The following is a 19,424-nucleotide window of genomic DNA, read 5'->3' as shown; positions in this document are numbered from 1 at the left end:
ATTTCACGCTTTATGTGCTGTTGTCATATGTTTGAGTTCCTTCTAAGATTTCCGCACGCGGTCGACGTCGACCGCAGGGATGAGGGAACATCATGGGAATTCTGTCCACTCGCAATAGGAACGCCGCAGCAGTCGCGATCGCCGGTCTCGTCGCTGTGATGACGAGCGGAGCCGCCGCGGCGGGTACATCGAAGGCGGATCCGACGTCGGAGTTCGTTGCATTCGTCAGTGAACTCCACGTCGACGCACCAACTGCAGCCGCACTCACATCTCGATTCGACGCCCTCAGCCCTCACGAGCAGCGAGCGTTTCTCGAGACGGCAGGGACGAATCCGCTCTCCGTCGTGGAATTCGCGGACCACGTTGAACCGACCGTAAAGCCAGTGGCTCCCCCGACCTATGCCGGCATTCAGACGTGGACCGCGAACTACCCGGTGACGGTGAGCGTTCTGGGAATCGATACGGGCACGTTCACCTTGAGCTACACATTCCAGGGGACGTCCATCTCGACGACGAAGAATCTCGAATGCCGCGGGTGGTTCTCGGGCTTCGCTGGCTTCTGGTCTATTTCGAGCACGAGTTCGAACTACATCTCGGGCTCGAGAGGCACCTGCAAGGTCGTCCATCGAATGAGTGCGGTGTACAAGGGTTCATTTGTCACGGCCAACAAGGAGCAGTCGATCACGTTCGCGGGTCCGACGTTGATCGAGAAGTACACCCGGAACGTGTGACCTTGTGAGCGGAGGCGCCTGGAATAGGTCCGTGCAACGTATCGAATGGTGGCTCTGCGCATCCGCAGCCGTCTCGGCCCTGGCAATGCTCCTGCATCCTGTTGCGTGGTTGTTCGGGCTCGGGACGGCTGTGGTCGCGCTGGTGCTCCTCTTCCGGAGGGGCGAGAGGCGACGAGGGCCCCTCGTCGCTGCCGTGGGTCTCGTCGCCGCCTCGACCTCGATCATCGTGATCGTCGGCATCGCGACGCACAAGCTCGTTTCGACGACAGACGAGGAGGTCACGGTCGTGCGGATCGAATGAACCCCGCCGTGCGACGTTGATTACGCACGATGACGCCGGGGGTGCGCCCGCCTCCCGCGTCCCGCATCCTGGACCGCATGACCCGTCAGATCCGCTTCAATGCCTTCGACATGAACTGCGTCGCCCACCAGGCCTCCGGGATGTGGCGCCACCCCGACGACCAGGCGTGGCGGTACAAAGACCTCACGTACTGGACCGAGCTGGCGAAGCTGCTGGAGCGCGGGCGGTTCGACGGGATCTTCATCGCCGACGTGCTCGGCACCTACGACGTGTACGGCGGCGACAACGAGGCGGCGATCCGGCACGGCGCGCAGGTGCCGGTCAACGACCCCATCCTGCTCGTGTCGGCGATGGCGCTGGTGACCGAGAACCTGGGCTTCGGGATCACGGCGGGCACCGCCTACGAGCACCCGTACCCGTTCGCGCGCCGCATGTCGACGCTCGACCACCTGACCAAGGGACGCGTCGGCTGGAACGTCGTCACCGGGTACCTGCCGTCGGCCGCGCGCAACATGGGGCACGACGACCAGCTGGAGCACGACGACCGCTACGACCACGCCGACGAGTACCTCGAGGTGCTCTACAAGCTGTGGGAGGGGTCGTGGGAAGACGACGCCGTGGTCCGCGACCGCGAGGCGGGCGTGTTCACCGACCCGGCCAAGGTGCACGAGATCGGGCACAGCGGCAAGCACTTCACGGTGCCGGGCATCCACCTCTCCGAGCCGAGCCCGCAGCGCACCCCGGTCATCTACCAGGCGGGTGCGTCCAAGCGCGGCATCGGGTTCGCGGCCGAGAACGCGGAGGCCATCTTCGTCGCCGCCTCCACGAAGGAGGGACTGAAGGAGACGGTGGCCAAGCTGCGCGACGCGCTGGAGGCCGCCGGCCGCGACCGCTACGCCGCCCGCATCTACACGCTGCTCACAGTGATCACCGACGAGACGCCCGAGAAGGCGCAGGCGAAGTTCGAGGACTTCCTCCAGTACACCAGCGACGAGGGCGCGCTCGTGTTCATGTCGGGATGGATGGGCGTCGACCTGTCGCAGTACGACCTCGACGAACCGATCGGACACGTGCAGAGCAACGCCATCCAGTCGGCGGTCGCGAACTTCCAGCGCCCCAACGAGGAGGGCGGCGAGTGGACGGTGCGCGACATCGGCCGCAACGGCGCGATCGGCGGCCTGGGGCCGTTCATCGTGGGCTCGGGCGCGGAGATCGCCGACCAGCTGCAGGAGTGGGTGGAGGAGACCGACGTGGACGGGTTCAACCTCGCTTACGCGATCACCCCCGGCACGTTCGAGGACATCGTGGAGTTCGTCATCCCGGAGCTGCAGAAGCGCGGCGCCTACCCCACCGACTACGCGCCCGGGTCGCTGCGCAACAAACTGCACGGCGCCGGCGACCGCGTGGCCGAGACGCACCGGGCGGCGAAGTACCGGGTCGGAGCACCGGCACAAGGGTGAGCCGACCTCCTTGCACGCAAGCTTGCATGCAAGGCGTACACTAAAGGCATGATCCCCGCCGCCGAGCACGCATACAGCCACGCCAAACGCCTCATCCTCTCGGGCGAGGCGCCCGGCGGCACGCTGCTCAGCGAGGCCCAGCTCGGCGCGGAGATCGGCGTCAGCCGCACCCCGGTGCACGAGGCGTTCCTGCGACTCGCGGCCGAGGGCCTGCTCACGCTCGAGCCGCGGCGGGGCGCGATCGTCGTGCCGATGTCGCCCCGGGAGGCGCAGAACGTCCTCGACCTCCGCGAGGCGATCGAGGCCACGGCCGCAGCCCGCGTGCGTGACGGCGGAGGCGCCGACGAGGTGCTCCGGTCCGCACTGGAGGAGGCCCTGGCCGAGCAGCGCACGGCCATCGCCACCGGCGACGTCGAGCGGTTCGTGGAGGCCGACCAGTGGTTCCACGCGGCCGTCGTCGACGCGTCCGGCAACGACCTGGCCGGCCACTTCTACGGGCTGCTGCGCGACCGGCAGCAGCGCATCCGGCACCAGCTGTTCCGCGTGCGTCCCGAGACGCTCGGCGACTCGCTCGCCGACCACGAGGCCCTGCTCGACGCACTGCGTAGCGGCGGTGACTACCCGGAGTTGCTGCGCACGCACATCGCGCGCAACCAGGGCGCACTGTGAGCCGCCGGATCGCGGGTTCCCCCTGGCGCGGCGTCTTCGCCGTCATGTTCGTCTGCTCGTGGTGCGGCAACCAGTTCAGCCCGCTGCTGCTGATGTACAAGGACGTGCAGCACTACTCCGAGCTCACCGTCAACATGTTCCTCGGCGTCTACGTGCTGGGGCTCGCGCCGGCCCTCCTCGTCGCCGGAGCCCTCTCCGACCGGCACGGCCGTCGCCCGCTGATGCTGGCGGGCGTGATCACGGCGATGCTCGCGAGCGCCGTGCTGGCCCTCGGCGCGCTCGGGCCGGTGCCGATCTACGTCGGCCGGCTACTGTCGGGCATCACGGTCGGCATCGCGATGGCCGTCGGCACCAGCTGGATGAAGGAGGTGTCGTCCTCCCGGTTCGAGCCGGGTGTGGACGGCGCCGCCGGAGCGCGCCGCGCCTCCCTCGCCTTCACCCTCGGCTCGGCCGCGGGCGCGTTGGTCGCGGGAGGGATCGCGCAGTTCACCGCCTTCGGCGAGGAGCTGCCGTTCGTCGTCCACATCGCGCTCACCCTCCCGCTCGCGTGGATCGTCCTGCGCATCCCCGAGACCGCGACCACCGGCGGCGAGCGCGGGCCCCTGCTCGCCCAACTGCGCATCCCGGCCGCCGGGCACAAGCGGTTCCGGCGCGTGGTCCTCGTCGCGGCGCCGTGGATCTTCGCCGCCGCCGCCCTCGCCTACGGCTATCTGCCGGTGCTGCTCGGCGCGGAGACCGGGGAATGGGGCCTCGGCTACGCCACGCTGCTCACCGTGATCGCGCTCGGTGTCGCCTCGCTGGTCCAACCGATCGCGAAGCGGCTGCACTCCGGGTCGAGCGCGCGCGGGCTGGTCGCCGCGCTGGCGACGATCGGCGGCGGCCTCATCGTGCTCACCGGCGCGGTCGTCTCCCGCTCTCTCGTGCTCGGCGTGGTCGCGGCCGTGATCCTCGGCGCCGGGATGGGCATCGCCCTGGTCTCGGGTCTGCTGGAGGTGCAGCGCATCGCGACACCGCGCGATCTGGCCGGGCTGACCGGCGTGTTCTACGCGGTCGCCTACGCGGGCTTCCTGGTCCCGACCATCATGGCCGCGCTCACCCCGCCGCTGTCGACGGTCGGCCTGTTCCTGGCCCTGATCGTGCTGGCCGCGCTCTCGGCGGCGGCGCTGCTCGCCTCGTACACGAAGCACCTGCCGCGCGCGGCCGAGGCCTGACCGCCGGGGCGGCCGCGACCGGATCCGCCGCTCAGACCCGGGTCGCCAGCAGCCGCTCGACCGCCCGCAGCGGGATGGGGATCCACGCCGGCCGGTGCCGCGCCTCGTACGCGATCTCGTAGACGGCCTTGTCGAGCTCGAACGCGGCGAGCAGGGCGTGGTGCTCCTCCAGCTCGGCGCCCCCCACCGACGCGTACCCCTCCAGGTAGGCGTCGCGCGCCCGGGACGACCACGCTTCGGCGTCGACGGGTGGATGGCGCTGCGCGAGCGACCCTGCGACGTAGTCGAACGAGCGGAGCATGCCCGCCACATCCCGCATCGTCGAGTCCGGGAGGCTGCGCTCGGCCAGCGGGCGCAGCGGCTCGCCCTCGAAGTCGATGAACTGCCAGCCCCGCTCGGGCGAGTGCAGCACCTGCCCGAGGTGCAGGTCGCCGTGGATGCGCTGCAGCACGGGCAGCGGCGCCGCGGCGGCCGCCTCGTAGACGGCCGCGATACCGGGGCGCAGGCGCTCGACCTCCGGCACCTCCGTCGTGGTGACGGTCAGCCGGCGGAGCATCCCGTCGAGCGCGCGCCGCACGTCGTCCGTATCCGCGGGCCGGGTGGGCAGCGCCTGCGCGAGCTGGCGATGCAGCTCGGCCGTGCCATGCCCCAGATCGAAGGCGCGGTCGGCGAAGTCCTCCGCGTGCTCGGCGGCCGAGACCGCGAGCTCCCAGCCGTCCTCGGCTCCGACCAGGAAGTCCTGGATGAGTGCGAGCTCTCCGCCCGCGCGGCCTCCGCCGGCCGACGGCCATTCGCCGGTCAGCCAGCCGAGCAGCGCCGGGGTGCGGAGCGAACCGCCGGACGTCAGCGCGGCGAGCGTCGAGACGTCGGGGTTCTCGCCGTCCTGCACCACGCGGAACACCTTGACGAGCGCGAGCCGGTCGCCGGCCAGCTCGGCGACGATCGACGTGTTGGACTGCTCGCCGGTCAGGCGCCGGGAGGAGCGCACCTCGATCGGCTCGCCGAGGGAGTGGCCCTGTGCGTGGGCGTCGCGACCCTCGGAGCGCTGCGCGCCGGTCATCAGGCCGATGAGGGCGGCGACGTAGGCCTCCTCGGTCGGTCCGTCGTAGAGGAAGCGGCCGCCGGCTTCGCCGATCAACGCTGCGGCGTCGCCGTCGCGGTCGGGGCGCGCGACGACGGGCACCTGGTAGACGCGCGGCGTGCGCGGGGCGTCGTCACAGAAGAAGTGGGTGACGATGCGCAGTCCGGGTTCGGCGGGTTCGAGCTCGAATGAGGCGAGGAGGCGCAGTCGCGGCTCGACGCTCTTGGTCGAATACCACCGTTGGCGCCGCATCCATGACCCGACGAGCTCTGTGAGTTCGGTCATGGTCTGCACGGTACGCCCACCCGGCGACCTCGCCGAGAACAACCGGCGAACGCGCAGGATCGACGCAGGTTGCGGCCGCTCAGCGGGTGCCGACCGCGACTCCCCGGGCGGCCAGGAACGGCATCGGGTCGATCTGCAGGCCGTTCACCCGCACCTCCAGGTGCAGGTGGCAGCCGGTGGAGGCGCCCGTCGAACCGACCTGGGCGATGGCCTGGCCCGCGGCCACGACCTGTCCGACCGCGACGCCGATCCCGCCGTCGCGGATGTGCCCGTAGGCGGTCTGCACGCCGCCGCCGTGGTCGATCAGGATGAAGTTGCCGTACGAGCCGTTCGGCCCGGCGTCCACGACCGTTCCGGCCGCGGCGGCCACGATCGTGGTGCCGCAGGATGCGCCGATGTCGTCGCCGGGGTGGAAGAGCGCCGTCCCCGCCGGCCGCGAGGGCCGCGGGCCGAAGCCGTCCGTCAGCGGTCCGTGGACGGGGAGGGTCCACCCGTCCGGGATGAGGGACGGGTCGACCGTCAGGGTCTGCCATCCGGAGTCCGCCGAGAGCACGGTCGGCACGGCGGCGAGGGCGGCGACCGCGAGGTCGACGCGGGACTGCGCGTCGGCGACGGCCTGCTCGCTGCCGGAGACGTCCACCGCGGTGACGGCCTGTCCCGCGCGGTCGGCCTTCGTGCGGGCGGTCTCGGCGGCGCGCGCGTCGGCGCTGGCGGCGCGGATCGTGCGCGAACCATCCGCTGAGAGGGAGCGCAGCCGGTCCACGGCGCCGAGCTTGCCGAGCAGATCGCCCCGTCCGTTCAGCACGGCCGCGAGCGGATCCTCCAGCGGCGCGCGCGAGACCGCGGCGCGCACCAGTGCTGCGGCGGCCGCAGCGGACGACGCGGCACGCTTCTCCGCCGCCTTCGCCTGGGCCGCCAGGGCGTCGGCGACCGTCTTGGCCTGCTCCTGCTCGCTCTGCGCCTCCCTGGACTGCTCGGAGGCCGTCGCGAGGTCCTCCTGGGCGGCCGCGAGGTCGCTCGCCAGCTGGGACGCCTGGGCAACCTCGGCCGCGTCGATCACCGGGCCGGAGCCGAGGTCGAGGGCGGCGAGGGGTACGTCATCGGTCGGGGCGGGAGCGGCCGGGGGCGCGGGAGCCGGAGTGCCGGTCGGCGTCGGGGTGGGGGTCGGAGTGGGTGTGACGGTGGGGGTGGGGGTGGGCGTCGGTGTCGGAGTGGGCGTCCCGGTCGGATCCGGCGTCGGAGTCGGAGTGGGGGTCGGCGTCGGCGACGGCGTCTCCGTCTCACCCGGGGCCGGCGTGGGTGCCGGCGTCACGCATCCCGTGGCCGGACAGTCCTCGGCGGAGGCGGCGGACGCGGCCGACACGGGCCCCGCCAGCACGCCGAGTCCGCCGAACGCGAGCGCCGAGACGATGGCCAGCACGTTCGCGGCCCGCAGGGGACCAGCGCGGCGCGGACTCCCGCGTCGTGACCCCACCCGCCGACTTCGCTGCGCGCTCTGCATGATCACGCGGGCCCACGCCGATCGCGGCGGCGGCTCGCCCTCTGATGCTCTCACCGCGCCGGGGTCCGGGACAAGACTCGGCGGCCAGGTCGGATGCGGCTCACAGCCTCCGCACGGTACGGTGAGGCATTGTGACCGACAGCACCGCCACGACCCGCCCTCGCCGCGCCACTCGCAAGTCCGGGTGGAAGTCGCTGCTGCGGGATGTCGTCGTCATCTTCTTCGTCGCGGTCCTCGTCTCGTTCCTGATCAAGACGTTCGTCGCGCGCTCGTTCTACATCCCCTCCGGGTCGATGGAGAACACCCTCCAGATCAACGACCGGATCATCGTCAACGAGCTCCAGCCGCGGGTCTTTCCGCTGCAGCGCGGCGACGTGGTCGTGTTCAAGGATCCGGGCGGCTGGCTGCCCGCTCCCGCCCCGGACAACAGCAACGCGCTCCAGAAAGGCGTCGGCGCGGTGCTCGACTTCGTCGGCCTCGGCGCCTCCGACAGCGACCAGCACCTCGTGAAGCGCCTCATCGGCCTCCCCGGTGACAAGATCAGCTGCTGCAACGCGCTCGGCCAGATGACCGTCAACGGCGTGCCGCTGAAGGAGCCGTACGTGCTCCTCCCCGCCGGCGTGCAGCAGGTCTCCGGCAAGCCGTTCGAGGTGACCGTGCCCGCCGGCAAGGTGTGGGTGATGGGCGACAACCGCTACAACTCGGCCGACTCCCGCTACCACATGGACGACCCGGGCGGCGGGTTCGTTCCCCTCGACGACGTCGTCGGCAAGGCCTTCGTCGTCAGCTGGCCGCTCAGCCACTGGTCGTGGCTCAGCGACTACCCCGAGACCTTCGCGGGCGTCGAGGACGCCGAGAAGAAATAGCTCAGTTCTCGGCGCGGCCCATCCGCCAGTAGCCCATGAACGCCACGCGGTGCCGGTCGATGCCGTGCCCGCGCACCAGGAGGCGGCGCAGCGTCTTGACGGCGGCCGACTCCCCCGCGATCCACGCGTAGAAGCCGGTCTCGGTGTTCTCCCCGAGCTCCCAGAGCACGTCGCGGTCGATGTCCACCTTGGCCAGGCGCTGCCGCCCGTCGGCCGCGGCCCGGGCGACGACCTCGGGATGCTCGCCGAGCCACCGCTCGACCGCGGGCACCAGCGCGCTCCCGCTCTCGTCGTCGCCGCGGGCGAGCCAGGTGATGGTCACGCCGGCGGGCGCCTGCAGCGTCAGGGCGTCGTCGCGGGAGGGGACCTCCAGGAAGACGTGCGCGGTGCAGTCGTCGGGCCGGGAGGCGAGGATGGCCGCGATGGCCGGCACCGCGGTCTCGTCGCCGACGATCAGGAGGTCGGTGCAGCCGCCGGGGTGCCAGTCGATCCCGACGCCGCTGGTCGTGCTGCGGGCGTCGGGCCCGACGATGACGAGCTCGTCGCCGGGTGCGGCCGCGAGCAGCCAGCGGGCGGCGGGGCCGCCGTCCCCGTGCGAGACGAAGTCGATGTCGACGCGGCGGTCGGCCGGATCGGAGACGCGCACGGTGTAGGTGCGGAACGGGTTGCGCAGGTGCTCGGGCAGGGCGCGCCAGCGCTCGTACCAGTCGCCGGCCGCGATCGACTCCTCGTCGTCGAACCCGAGATCCGAGAACGTGCCGTCCGCGAGGGGGAAGAGCAGCTTGATCCGTTGGTCGAGGCCCTCCGTCCCGAAGTGCTCGAAGTCCTCGCTGCGGAAGCTGACCCGGGTGAAGTGCGGGCTGAGCGGCTGGACGGCGGAGACGCGGGCGCGGTACGGACGGTAGGCGGGGCGGTCCGTCCGGGTCGGGGCGGTGGTGGACACTCGGGTACGGGTCCTCTCGAACTTTCAGCAGAATTGAAAATTAAACTAAGGTAAGGCTACACTAACCAATCGTTTCGCCTCGCGCGACCGAAAGGACCCCATGCCCCGCCGCTCCCGCCGTCTCCGCACTGCCCTCGCAGTCGCCGGAATCGCCGCCTCCACGCTCCTCCTCAGCGCCTGCTCGAGCGGAGCCACCGGCTCCGCCTCCGCCGACGCCGACTTCGAGCCCGTGACCATCACCCACGCGCTCGGAAAGGCCGTGATCGACCACAAACCGACGAGGATCGTCACGCTCGGGATGGGCTCGGCCGAGACCGCCATCGCGCTCGGCACCGTCCCGGTGGGGGTCGAGGAGTACGCGTGGGGCAGCGACGAATCCGGCTACCTGCCGTGGATCCACGACGCCGTCGAGAAGTCCGGCGAGAAGCTCCCCGAGCAGTTCACCGGCGGCACCGAGCTCGACGTGGAGGCGATCGTCGACCTCGAGCCCGACCTCATCCTCGCCCCGTGGTCCGGCGTCACCCAGGAGCAGTACGACGTGCTGAAGGACATCGCCCCGACCGTGGCGTATCCCGAGCTCCCCTGGACCATCACGTGGAAGGACCAGATCACCACGATCGCGACGGCGATGGGTGAGCCCGACAAGGCCGCCGGTCTCATCGACGGCATCGAGAAGCAGTTCGCGGAGGCGACCGCCGATCATCCCGAGTACGCGGGTGTGACGTTCTCGTACGTCTACAACACCGGTCCGGGCACCCTGGGCGTCTTCTTCCCCGACGAGCAGCGCGTGGCGATGGTCCGGGCTCTCGGCCTCACCGTCGACCCGGTCGTGACGACGTTCGACGAGACCGAGGGCACCGACTCCGCGGTGATCGGGCTCGAGAACGCCGACAAGCTGAAGGACTCGGACCTGATCTTCACCTTCTACTCCGACGAGGCCAACCGTGCCGAGGTGGAGGCCCAGCCGCTCTATCAGGCGATCCCGGCGGTCTCGCGCGGCGCGGTCGTCGCGCCGACGGACCAGCCGTTCGTCACGGGCTCCTCGATCATCAACCCGCTGACGGTGCCGTGGGCGCTGGAGCGCTACGTGCCGATGATCGACGAGGCGCTCGCCCGCGCGGGCCGGTGACCGTCACCGCCGACGCGCGTCGTACGCGGCCGGCGTCGCTGCGGGGGATCGTCCTCGTGGCGGCGGCGGCCGCGCTCGTCGTGGTCGCCGTCGTCAGCCTGTTCGCGGGCAGCAAGGCGACCGGTGTCGGCGACGTCCTCACGGCGCTCGGTGGCGGCGGCGACGCGTTCACCCGGGAGGTCGTGGCCGCGCGCATTCCCCGCACCGTGCTCGGGATGCTGGTGGGCGGCGCGCTGGCCGTCGCCGGGGTCATCGTGCAGGGTGTCACCCGCAATCCGCTGGGCGATCCCGGTCTGCTCGGTGTGACCGTCGGCGCTTCCGCGGCCGTCGTCACCGCGGTCGCAGTCTTCGACGCGACCGGCGGCGCGCTGGTGCTCGCCGCCCTGCCCGGTGCTCTGCTCGCCGCCCTGCTCGTCGTCGCGATCGGCGCCCGTTCGCGGGGAATGGTCACGCTCATCCTGGCCGGCGCCGCGCTGAGCGCCGTGCTCGGGGCGTACATCCAGGCGATGACGCTGCTGCAGCCGAAGGTGTTCGACTCGTTCCGGCACTGGGTGGTCGGCTCGCTCGCCGGCCGCGGCCTCGACACCGCAGCGCAGGTCGCGCCGCTGCTGGTGCTGGGCTTCGTCCTGGCGATCGTGCTGGCGCCCGGGCTCAACTCGCTCGCGCTCGGCGACGACGTGGCGGCGGCGCAGGGCGTGCACGTGCAGCGGGTGCGCTGGGGCGGCATCGGAGCGGCCGCGCTGCTCTGCGCCGCCGCGACGGCGGCCGTCGGGCCGATCGCGTTCGTGGGCCTCGCCGTGCCGCATGTGGCGCGCGCCCTGGTCGGCCCCGACCACCGCTGGCAGCTGCCCGCCGCCCTCCTCCTCGGCGCCGGGATGCTGCTGGCAGCCGACATCGTCGCCCGCGTGATCGCCCGGCCCGGCGAGCTGATGGTCGGCATCGTGACCGCCTTCGTCGGCGCGCCGTTCCTCCTGGTCGCCGTCCGGCGCGGGAAGGCGCTCTCGTGACCGGGACGACCGCGACCCGCCCGGTCCGCAGCCCGGTCCAGCGCGGCCACCGGGTCCGGCGAACGCGGCGCGTGGTCATCGCCCTGCTCGCGCTGCTGGTCGTCGCGGCCGTCGCGACCCTCACACTCGGCCGCCTCGGCATCCCGCTCTCCGAGCTCCCCGCCGCGCTGCTGACCGGCTCGACCGGCAAGACCGCGTTCGTGCTGGAGCGGCTGCGCGGTCCCCGACTGCTGGCCGCGGCCGGGGTGGGCGCGGCGCTCGGGCTCGCGGGGGCGCTGTTCCAGACCGTCACCCGCAACCCGCTGGGCAGCCCGGACATGGTGGGACTCGCCGCCGGGGCCGGCGCAGGCGTCGCACTGTGCACCCTGTTCGCCCCGGCCGTCCCGGCGCCCATCGGAGCCGTGGCCGGCGGGGCGATCGCGCTGGCCGTCGTGTGGATCGCGACCGGCCGCGGCTTCTCCTCCCCCGGCCGCGTGTTGGTCGCAGGCATCGCCGTGACCGCGATGGCCGCCGCCGTCACGCAGTACGCGGTGAGCGTCGTCCTCCGAGATCAGGGATCGCAGCTCGCGGCCTACCTGGTCGGCTCGCTCAACAGCACGGGCGTCACCGACGTCATCGTGATCGCGCTCACCCTCGCGCTCGTGGTGCCCGCGGCCGCGCTGCTCCGCCACCGCATCGCCGTGCTCGAACTCGGGGACGACGTCGCTGACGGCCTCGGCGCCGCCTCCGGACGCACCCGCACCGCGGCGATCGTCGTCTCGCTCGTCGCCGCCTCTGGCGCGGTGGCGGTCGCCGGTCCGATCTCCTTCGTCGCGCTCACCGCGCCGCCCATCGCCCGGATGCTGGTCGGACGCGGCGGCGCGAACCTGGCGGTCTCCGCCATCGCCGGAGCGCTCATCGTGGTGCTCGCCGACCTGGCGGTCCAGCAGGTGGGCGTGCTCAGCGGCCTCCCGGTCGGTGTGCTCACCGCGGCCGTCGGCGGCGGCTATCTGGGCGTGCTGCTCGTCAGCCGGCTGCGTCGCGGGCGGCTTTGAAGGCCTCCCACCGCTCGGGCAGCACACCCTCCTCGACGATCCAGCCCATGTAGTCCCGCATGTTGCGCAGCCGCTCGTGCGCGCGGCCCTGCTCCGGCACCACCGCGAGCGCGCGCTCGGCCAGCGTGCGCTGATCGCGCAGGTAGTCCTGCTCGGCGCGGAGGAACCCGCCCCACACGTCGAGGTCCATCACGAAGTAGTGCGTCCGCTCCCCCTCGCGGCGCACGCGCTGCACGAAGCCGGCGTCGACGAGCCGGCGCGTGTAGGTCGAGACCGAGCCGCGGCTGGCGCCGAGCACGGCCGAGAGCTCCTCCGCCGAGACGCCGCCCGAGTCGTCCAGGAGCAGGTACCCCGCGATCCGGCCCTCGATGTGCGGGGCCCCTCGCGACCCCCAGTAGGCGGCGAACCGTTCCACGAACCAGGTGCGGAACTCGTCCGGGATCCCGTTGTCGATGGCCGTCTCCTCTCGTGCTCCTGGAATCGTAACGGCAGAATGTCGACGGAGCCGACGCCCGTTCGACCTCCGGGTGTGAACGTCCCCGATCGAAAGGACAGGACGATGAAGTACATGATGTTCGTGGTGACCTCGGCCACCCCCGACAGCCCGCAGGACGACTCCGACGTGGAGCTGTGGGTCGACCAGTACGACGCCTCCGGAACGCGCGTCATCGGCGATGCTCTCGAGCCGCCGGCGGAGTCGAAGGTCGTGCGGGTGCGTGGCGGCAAGCGCTACGTGACCGACGGCCCGTTCGCCGAGTCGAAGGAGTGGATCTGCGGCTTCGACGTGCTCGAGTGCGACTCCATGGAGGAGGCCGTCGAGGTCGCCGCCCGGCACCCCATGGCGCGCAACGGACAGCTGGAGCTGCGCCCGTTCATGACCTGGGAGTGATGACCGCCGAGTGATCCGGCCCCGCAGACGACGGAGGGCCGGGCGTCACGATGACGCCCGGCCCTCCTGATCGGCCGGCGGGCTCAGCCGCAGTACGAGCCGAGCGTGTCGAACTGGTCGCTGATCGTGCTGACGTCGGACTCGAGCAGCGACGAGTCGCGGTCGGCCTCCGGCGTCGCGATGTAGGTGTTCAGGTCGGCCTTGAGCGTCTCGACGTCCGCGTTGAACGCGTCCACCTCGCTCGCCAGGTCGGGGTCGCTCAGGTCGGAGGTCGAGGCCGTGAAGGCGTCGAACGCGGCGACGATCTGCGCCTGCGCCGTCGTCGGGTCGGTGGCGAGGTTCGGGATCTGGTCGTTGAGCACCGGGATGAGGCTGCTGGCTGCGGCGTCGAGGCGCGCGCAGTCGACGGTGAGCGCGGCGTCGCTGGACGAGTCGCTCGGCAGGTCGGTCGGCAGGTTGCGCACCGCGTTCGCGACGGCAAGGCCGCTGGCCACCGAGGCGATGATCACGAAGACGATGCTGACGATGGTGATCGCGACGCTGACGTAGCCGATGATGAGGCCGGCCAGCGCGAAGCCGCGGCCCTTCTCGCCCGTGCGCTTGATCTGGCTGAGGGCGATGTGGCCGCAGACGATGCCCACGATGTTCACGAAGAACGACGCGACGAAGGCGACGATCGCGAGCACGTTGGTCGTGCCGCTCGACGGCGCCGGGGCCTGGTACGGCTGGTAGGGCGGCACGCCCGGTCCGCCTGCCGCCGGCGGGACGGGCGGGGCGGCGGCGTAGCCGGGAGCGGGCGCCGCGGCGTACGCGGGAGCCGGCTGCTCGACCGGCTGCTGCGGGGCGTCGGGGGCCGGGTTCGGCTGGGCGTCGTTCGGTTCGGGAGGGGTCGTCGTCAAGGGAGTCTCGCTTCTGGTGAATGGGACGCACGGACCGCCGGGGATGACGTGACCCCCGGCACGGCCCTCCGAGTCTACGGAGGAGGGGCCCCTCCCCGAAACCCCGGGCGGCGCGCCGCCGAAGGCCGCGGCCGTTTTCTGCGAGACTCCCGCAGGCGGCCGGGCACGGCCGCCCGTCGTCGGGGAGGGACAGATGAGCGGTCACGAGACCACCGGCACCGGCACGGCCGCGGAGGCGGTCGTCCGCATCCGCACGGGCGCGGTCCGCGGTGTCACCGGCGAGCGCGCGAGCGTGTGGAAGGGCATCCGGTACGCCCAGCCCCCGATCGGCTCCCGGCGCTGGCGCGCTCCCGTGGCGGCCGAGTCGTGGGAGGGCGTCGCCGATGCCACGGCCTTCGGTGCGGCCGCACCGCAGCAGCTGAACCCCGGAATCTCGCTGGGCCACGACGCCGAGCTCGACGAGGACTGCCTCTTCCTGAACGTGTGGCGGCCGAACGGCGGCGACGCGAGCAAGCCCGTCATGGTCTGGATCCACGGCGGCGCATACACCTACGGCGCCGCCAGCCAGCCGCTCTTCGACGCCGTCGAGCTCGCCACGACCGGCGATGCGGTCGTCGTCACGATCAACTACCGGATCGGCGCGCTCGGCTTCCTCGACCTCTCGTCGTTCTCGACCGCGGAGCAGCCCTTCGACTCCAACCTCGCGCTGCGGGATGTGCTCCTCGCGCTCGAATGGGTGCGCGACAACGTGGCCGCGTTCGGGGGCGACCCCTCCCGCGTCACCGTCTTCGGCGAGTCCGCCGGCGCCGGCCTGGTGACGACGCTGCTGGCGACCCCGGCCGCCTCCGGTCTGTTCCAGGCCGCCATCGCAGAGAGCTCGCCCGCCAGCTCGATGTACGGGCCGGCGCGAGCGCGAGCGGTCGCCGACCGCTTCCTCGCCGCGGCCGGCGTCGACCCCGCCGACGCGGCGGCCGTGCTCCGTCGCCTGCCGGTCGCCCGGATCGTCGACGCGGCCGCCGCGGTCTACAACGACGTGCCGAGCAGCATCCCCGGCACCCTCGCCTTCGCGCCGATCGTCGACGGCGACCTGGTGCCCGAGCACCCGATCACGGTGCTCAGCGAGGGCCGCGGCCTCCCGGTCCCCCTGATCATCGGCACGAACCACGACGAGGCCACGCTCTTCAAGTACATGAAGTCGCCGCTCATCCCGATCACCCGCGACGCGATCGAGCGGATGTTCGCCCTGATGCTCGAGGACAACCCGGGACTGGAGGCGCCGAGCCGCGACCAGGTGCTCTCCGCCTACCGCCGGGTGCGGGCGAAGGCCCGCGGCCTCGACATCGCCACCGACATCGGCTTCCGGATGCCCGCGATCTGGGCCGCCTCCGGGCACGCGCGCGTCGCCCCCACCTACCTCTACCGCTTCGACTTCACGACGCTCGCCCTGCGGCTGGTCGGGCTCGGAGCCGCGCACGGCACCGAGCTGCCGTACGTCTGGGGCGTGCTGGGCCTGGGCCCGAAGGATCCGACGTTCAAGCTCGGCGGCCGCCGCGCAGGCGAGGCCCTCTCTGCGCGGATGATCCACCGCTGGACGTCGTTCGCACGCACGGGGGTCCCGGGCGACGGGTGGCCGGCGTACTCCGACACCGAGCGAGCCACGCTGGTGATCGACGCGCAGGACCGCGTGGTCCCGGATCTCGACGCGCCGCTCCGGACGGCGTGGGGCGACGTCGTGCTGTCGTTCCGCTGACCGTCGCATCCGCCGGGCCGCCCGGCGCCCACCCCTAGACTCGGGGAATGGTGCTGGTGTTCCTGACCGTGCTCGTCATCACGGCGATGTCGCTCTACGACATCCTGTCGCGCGACCCGGAGCTCGTGCGCTTCGCGCCGAAGGCCGTGTGGCTGATCCTGGTGCTCCTGCTGCCGCTGATCGGCCCCGGCCTCTGGTTCCTCATCGGGCGCCGGCCCGATCCCGAGGAGCAGCGGACCGTCGTGGTGCGGGAGGCCCCGGCGCGCCCGCCTGCCGCTCCCGCCACCCCTGCGGCCCCGCCCGCTCCGCCCGCACCGCACCGTACCGGCGGACGGCTCAGCACGGAGGAGCAGCTCGCCGCTCTGGAGCGCGAGATCGAGGAGGACCGCATCGCCCGGCGCATCGCCGAGCTGGAGGTCGAGCTGCGCCGTCGTCGCGGCGACGACGGCGAGCCCGCCTGATCAGAAGTCGGTGTGGCCCAGCCGGGGCTCGGCCACGAACTCCGCTGTGGCGTCGGCGGCCGACTCGAGCTCCAGGATGATCAGCTCATTGCGCCCGGCGCGGACCACCGGTCCGGGCACGTGCAGGGTCTCCTGCGGTCCGCGGGTCCAGTAGCGGCCGAGGTTGAAGCCGTTGATCCAGGCGACGCCCTTGCCGAAGCCTGTGGTGTCGAGGAACAGGGTGCCCGGCTCCTCCACCTCGAAGAAGGCGCGGGCGAAGACCGGCCCGGCCAGGCGCTCGGGAGCGGGGTCACCGACGGCCACGGAGGCGTCCAGCGCATCGCGCACGGCGGCCAGCGACGGCAGGCGCAGCGGCAGCACGCTCCAGCGCTGCAGCTCCTCGCCGTTCAGCTGCACCGGACCGATGAGTCCCTTGGACTCGCCGATGCGGGGGCCGTAGTCGACGCGCCCCTGGTCCTCCACCAGCACCGTCAGGGTGCCGCGGCTCGGCGAGAGCGTGATCGCGCGGTCGTGGTGGTCGCGGGCGAGCACGCCGACGCGGGTGGACCCGACGAAGACGTACGCACGGTCGCGCACCTCCCCGAACTCCAGGACGGCCGGCTCGTGGGTGTCGATCTCGGTGCGGTAAAGGCCGAACCCGGAGTAGTGGCCAAGCTCGTCGAACGTCGGGACGTCGTCGGTGTGCTGCCACTCCCCCAGGCGCCCGGCGACCGCGAAGAGCGGCGCGGCCGACTCGAAGGTCTGCGAGAAGGCGGGAGCGGAGGCGGCAACGACGGGCTCCTCCACCGGCACCGACGCGTGCTTGGCGATGACGTCCCGGAACGCCCAGAACTTCTCGGTCGGCTCGCCGGCCTCGTCGAGCGGGGCGTCGTAGTCGTAGCTCGTGACGATGGGCTGGTAGACGCCCTTGTCGTTGGCGCCGTTGGTGAAGCCGAAGTTCGTGCCGCCGTGGAACATGTAGATGTTGACCGACGCGCCGAGGGCGAGCAGGTCGTCCAGGTCGGCGGCGGACTGCTCCACCGGCGTCGTGTGGTGGTGGGCGCCCCAGTGGTCGAACCAGCCGTCCCAGAACTCCGAGCACATGAGCGGGCCGGTCGGCTGGTGCTCGCGCAGGGTGGCGAGGCGCTCCTTCGAGCGCGAGCCGAAGGAGGCGGTCTTCAGCAGCTCCGGCAGCGAGCCGTTCTCGAGCATGTCGGGCTGCGGCTGGTCGACGGTCGTCAGCGGCACGGTGATGCCGGCGCCGCGGAACACCTCGACGAGGTGGCGCAGGTAGTCCTTGTCGTCGCCGTAGGCGCCGTACTCGTTCTCGACCTGCACGAGCAGCACAGGGCCGCCCTGGTGGATCTGGAACGGCTCGACGATGGCGAGCACACGCTCCAGGAAGGCGGTGACCGCGGCGACGAACACCGGCTCGGAGCGGCGGATGCCGACCGACGGGTCGGTGAAGAGCCAGGCGGGCAGGCCGCCGTTGTCCCACTCGGCGCAGATGTAGGGGCCGGGGCGCACGATGGCGTGCATCCCCTCCTCCTGGATCGTGCGCAGGAAGCGGGCGAGGTCGAGCGCGCCCTCGGCGGAGAAGGCGCCCGGCTGCGGCTCGTGCGCGTTCCACGGGACGTAGGTCTCGATGGTGTTCAGCCCCATGAGGCGGGCTTTGCGGATGCGGTCCGCCCAGTCGTCCGGGTGCACGCGGAAGTAGTGGATCGCTCCCGAGAGGATGCGGTACGGCTCGCCGTCGAGGACGAAGTCGTCGCCTGCGATCTCGAACGTGGTCATGAGGTGGGTTCTCCTGGTGGATCGGTGCAGACGCGTGGCCGGCCGCGGTGAGCGACCGGCCACGCGGGGCGGTCACTTGCCGGTGACGGTGAAGCCCTGCTTGTTGCCGTAGTCGACGATCGACTGCTGCCAGGCCTTCAGGCCCGTGTTCAGATCGCTGTTCGACGCGTAGGACTGGCCGACCGAGTCGGCGTAGATGCTGTTCGCGTACACCTGGTAGGGCAGGTACTGCCATCCGGTCGACACGTTCTTCGCGCCGTCGGCGAGCACCTCGTTGATCTTCTGGCCACCGAAGTACTCGGGGGCGTCGGAGAGGAACGCGTCGGAGCTGAGGTCCTTGGTGGTCGACGGGAAGCCGCCCGACTTCAGGAACACCTTGATGCTCGACTCGTCGTTGTTCAGCCACTTGAGGAAGCCAGCCGCGAGCGCCTGGTTCTTGCTCTGCTTCAGCACGACCTGGCCGCCGCCGCCGTTCTCGGCGTTGGCGGGCTTGCCGTCGTACGTCGGGATGGGCGCGACGCGCCACTGGCCGGAGGCCTCGGTGACCGACGACTCGAGGGTGCCGGGCATCCACGCGCCGGTGATCAGGGTCGCGATCGAGCCGTTGCCGAGCGCCTTGTACCACTCGTCGCTCCAGCCGGGAACGGAGGAGAGCAGCTTGCCCTCGACCAGCTTGTTCCAGGTGGCGGTCCACTTCTTGGTGCCCTCGTCCTGCAGGTTGACGGTCACCTTGGTGCCGTCGACGCTGAACGGACGGCCGCCGGCCTGCCAGATCATGCTGGTGGTGAAGCCGGAGTCACCCGAGTCGCTGGTGATGTAGGCGTTCGGGTCCGCGGCGTGCAGCTTCTCCGCTGCGGCCGTGTACTCGTCCCAGGTGGTCGGCACGGCGATGCCGTACTTGTCGAAGACCGTCTTGTTGTAGAACATCGCCATAGGCCCCGAGTCCTGCGGGAGGCCGACGAGCTTGCCGCCGACGTTCACCGAGCTCCACGGACCGGCCGTGTAGTCGCTCTTGAGCTTGTCGAAGCCGAACTGGGTCAGATCGACGAGGGAGTCGGAGAGGGCGAACTGCGGGATCGCGTAGTACTCGACCTGGGCGACGTCGGGGGCGCCGGAGCCGGCCTTGATCGCGTTCTGGAGCTTGGTGTACTCGGTGGTGTTGGTGCCGGCGTTGACCAGCTTGACCTTGACCTTCGGGTACTCCTTCTCGAACGCCGCGACCTGGGCCTCGGCGGAGGGGGTCCACGACCAGTACGTGATCTCGCCGCCGGCCTTGAGGGCGGCGTCGACGTCGGATCCGCTGCCGCTGGACGAGCTCGAACCGGACGAGCACGCGGCCAGCGAGGCGCCGACGACGGCCGTGGCGACGATCGCCGTGGCGACCCGCCGGAGCGACCGTGAACGCAGGATGCGCTTCATGGGTGTTCCTTTCAC

The 19,424-nt window shown here is 71.5% G+C and carries 19 protein-coding genes; 12 read left to right on the top strand and 7 right to left on the bottom strand.

Annotated elements, in window-relative coordinates; all coding sequences use genetic code 11:
• Positions 1–92 precede the first annotated feature (92 nt).
• From HNR14_RS14240 to HNR14_RS14220, 5 genes are all read left to right on the top strand, one after another.
• The gene (locus tag HNR14_RS14240) at positions 93–731 is read left to right on the top strand and encodes a hypothetical protein (RefSeq protein WP_179701555.1); all 639 of its coding nucleotides are present in this window, start codon (positions 93–95) and stop codon (positions 729–731) included.
• Positions 732–762: 31 nt separating this feature from the next.
• The gene (locus HNR14_RS14235) at positions 763–1,032 is read left to right on the top strand and encodes a hypothetical protein (protein ID WP_179701554.1); all 270 of its coding nucleotides are present in this window, start codon (positions 763–765) and stop codon (positions 1,030–1,032) included.
• 77 nt (positions 1,033–1,109) lie between these two features.
• Complete coding sequence (locus HNR14_RS14230) at positions 1,110–2,492, top strand: LLM class flavin-dependent oxidoreductase (RefSeq protein ID WP_179701553.1); 1,383 nt, start codon at positions 1,110–1,112, stop codon at positions 2,490–2,492.
• A 48-nt stretch (positions 2,493–2,540) separates the two neighbouring features.
• The gene (locus HNR14_RS14225) at positions 2,541–3,161 is read left to right on the top strand and encodes a GntR family transcriptional regulator (RefSeq protein WP_179701552.1); all 621 of its coding nucleotides are present in this window, start codon (positions 2,541–2,543) and stop codon (positions 3,159–3,161) included.
• A complete protein-coding gene (locus HNR14_RS14220; protein ID WP_218875049.1) occupies positions 3,158–4,372 on the top strand; it encodes an MFS transporter in 1,215 nt (404 codons plus the stop codon). The genes HNR14_RS14225 and HNR14_RS14220 overlap by 4 nt, the downstream gene beginning before the upstream one ends.
• A 31-nt stretch (positions 4,373–4,403) precedes the next feature.
• Here the strand turns inward: HNR14_RS14220 and HNR14_RS14215 are convergent, their stop codons facing one another.
• Positions 4,404–5,738: a maltokinase N-terminal cap-like domain-containing protein gene (locus HNR14_RS14215; RefSeq protein ID WP_179701551.1), complete on the bottom strand. Its 1,335-nt coding sequence runs from the start codon at positions 5,736–5,738 to the stop codon at positions 4,404–4,406.
• A 79-nt stretch (positions 5,739–5,817) separates the two neighbouring features.
• The gene (locus HNR14_RS14210) at positions 5,818–7,158 is read right to left on the bottom strand and encodes a M23 family metallopeptidase (protein WP_343064493.1); all 1,341 of its coding nucleotides are present in this window, start codon (positions 7,156–7,158) and stop codon (positions 5,818–5,820) included.
• Positions 7,159–7,370: 212 nt separating this feature from the next.
• Here HNR14_RS14210 and lepB point away from each other — a divergent pair, with 212 nt between their 5' ends.
• Positions 7,371–8,105, top strand: a complete 735-nt coding sequence (lepB, locus tag HNR14_RS14205; RefSeq protein ID WP_179701550.1) for a signal peptidase I — start codon at positions 7,371–7,373, stop codon at positions 8,103–8,105.
• 1 nt (position 8,106) lies between these two features.
• Here lepB and HNR14_RS14200 read toward each other — a convergent pair whose 3' ends face one another.
• Positions 8,107–9,048, bottom strand: a complete 942-nt coding sequence (locus HNR14_RS14200) for an SIP domain-containing protein (RefSeq protein WP_179701549.1) — start codon at positions 9,046–9,048, stop codon at positions 8,107–8,109.
• Between the two features lie 100 nt (positions 9,049–9,148).
• Between HNR14_RS14200 and HNR14_RS14195 the strand changes: the two genes are divergently transcribed.
• Genes HNR14_RS14195 through HNR14_RS14185 form a run of 3 tightly spaced genes read left to right on the top strand, consistent with a single transcriptional unit; the run spans position 9,149 to position 12,218 of the window.
• Positions 9,149–10,177: an iron-siderophore ABC transporter substrate-binding protein gene (locus tag HNR14_RS14195; protein WP_179701548.1), complete on the top strand. Its 1,029-nt coding sequence runs from the start codon at positions 9,149–9,151 to the stop codon at positions 10,175–10,177.
• Entirely contained in the window at positions 10,174–11,184 is a 1,011-nt protein-coding gene (locus HNR14_RS14190) for an iron chelate uptake ABC transporter family permease subunit (protein ID WP_179701547.1), read from the top strand. Before HNR14_RS14195 ends, HNR14_RS14190 begins: the two co-directional genes overlap by 4 nt.
• Entirely contained in the window at positions 11,181–12,218 is a 1,038-nt protein-coding gene (locus tag HNR14_RS14185; protein WP_343064492.1) for a FecCD family ABC transporter permease, read from the top strand. Before HNR14_RS14190 ends, HNR14_RS14185 begins: the two co-directional genes overlap by 4 nt.
• Here HNR14_RS14185 and HNR14_RS14180 read toward each other — a convergent pair.
• On the bottom strand, positions 12,190–12,633 hold the full coding sequence (locus HNR14_RS14180) for a GbsR/MarR family transcriptional regulator (RefSeq protein WP_021764041.1): 444 nt from the start codon (positions 12,631–12,633) through the stop codon (positions 12,190–12,192). The genes HNR14_RS14185 and HNR14_RS14180 overlap by 29 nt on opposite strands.
• Before the next feature lie 144 nt (positions 12,634–12,777).
• Between HNR14_RS14180 and HNR14_RS14175 the strand changes: the two genes are divergently transcribed.
• Positions 12,778–13,107, top strand: a complete 330-nt coding sequence (locus HNR14_RS14175; protein ID WP_179701546.1) for a YciI family protein — start codon at positions 12,778–12,780, stop codon at positions 13,105–13,107.
• An 83-nt stretch (positions 13,108–13,190) separates the two neighbouring features.
• Here the strand turns inward: HNR14_RS14175 and HNR14_RS14170 are convergent, their stop codons facing one another.
• The gene (locus HNR14_RS14170) at positions 13,191–14,006 is read right to left on the bottom strand and encodes a DUF4190 domain-containing protein (RefSeq protein WP_179701545.1); all 816 of its coding nucleotides are present in this window, start codon (positions 14,004–14,006) and stop codon (positions 13,191–13,193) included.
• Between the two features lie 193 nt (positions 14,007–14,199).
• Between HNR14_RS14170 and HNR14_RS14165 the strand changes: the two genes are divergently transcribed.
• Positions 14,200–15,756: a carboxylesterase/lipase family protein gene (locus HNR14_RS14165; RefSeq protein WP_179701544.1), complete on the top strand. Its 1,557-nt coding sequence runs from the start codon at positions 14,200–14,202 to the stop codon at positions 15,754–15,756.
• A gap of 47 nt (positions 15,757–15,803) precedes the next feature.
• Positions 15,804–16,217, top strand: a complete 414-nt coding sequence (locus HNR14_RS14160) for a PLDc N-terminal domain-containing protein (protein ID WP_179701543.1) — start codon at positions 15,804–15,806, stop codon at positions 16,215–16,217.
• Here the strand turns inward: HNR14_RS14160 and HNR14_RS14155 are convergent, their stop codons facing one another.
• Entirely contained in the window at positions 16,218–17,990 is a 1,773-nt protein-coding gene (locus HNR14_RS14155) for a glycoside hydrolase family 35 protein (RefSeq protein ID WP_179701542.1), read from the bottom strand.
• Between the two features lie 72 nt (positions 17,991–18,062).
• A complete protein-coding gene (locus HNR14_RS14150) occupies positions 18,063–19,409 on the bottom strand; it encodes an ABC transporter substrate-binding protein (protein ID WP_021757601.1) in 1,347 nt (448 codons plus the stop codon).
• Positions 19,410–19,424: the final 15 nt, after the last annotated feature.

The sequence above is a fragment of the Leifsonia naganoensis genome, assembly GCF_013410615.1.
Classification (GTDB): Bacteria; Actinomycetota; Actinomycetes; order Actinomycetales; family Microbacteriaceae; genus Leifsonia; species Leifsonia aquatica.
The sequence above is the reverse complement of the archived record's forward strand: the minus strand, read 5'-3'. Positions and strand labels throughout refer to the sequence as shown.

Bases quoted from the DNA above. Each gene is read 5' to 3' on its own strand.
- HNR14_RS14240 (WP_179701555.1), top strand. From the start codon at position 93: ATGGGAATTCTGTCCACTCGCAATAGGAACGCCGCAGCAGTCGCGATC.
- HNR14_RS14230 (WP_179701553.1), top strand. From the start codon at position 1,110: ATGACCCGTCAGATCCGCTTCAATGCCTTCGACATGAACTGCGTCGCC.
- HNR14_RS14225 (WP_179701552.1), top strand. From the start codon at position 2,541: ATGATCCCCGCCGCCGAGCACGCATACAGCCACGCCAAACGCCTCATC.
- HNR14_RS14215 (WP_179701551.1), bottom strand. From the start codon at position 5,738: ATGACCGAACTCACAGAGCTCGTCGGGTCATGGATGCGGCGCCAACGG.
- HNR14_RS14195 (WP_179701548.1), top strand. From the start codon at position 9,149: ATGCCCCGCCGCTCCCGCCGTCTCCGCACTGCCCTCGCAGTCGCCGGA.
- HNR14_RS14175 (WP_179701546.1), top strand. From the start codon at position 12,778: ATGAAGTACATGATGTTCGTGGTGACCTCGGCCACCCCCGACAGCCCG.
- HNR14_RS14165 (WP_179701544.1), top strand. From the start codon at position 14,200: ATGAGCGGTCACGAGACCACCGGCACCGGCACGGCCGCGGAGGCGGTC.
- HNR14_RS14160 (WP_179701543.1), top strand. From the start codon at position 15,804: ATGGTGCTGGTGTTCCTGACCGTGCTCGTCATCACGGCGATGTCGCTC.
- HNR14_RS14155 (WP_179701542.1), bottom strand. From the start codon at position 17,990: ATGACCACGTTCGAGATCGCAGGCGACGACTTCGTCCTCGACGGCGAG.
- HNR14_RS14150 (WP_021757601.1), bottom strand. From the start codon at position 19,409: ATGAAGCGCATCCTGCGTTCACGGTCGCTCCGGCGGGTCGCCACGGCG.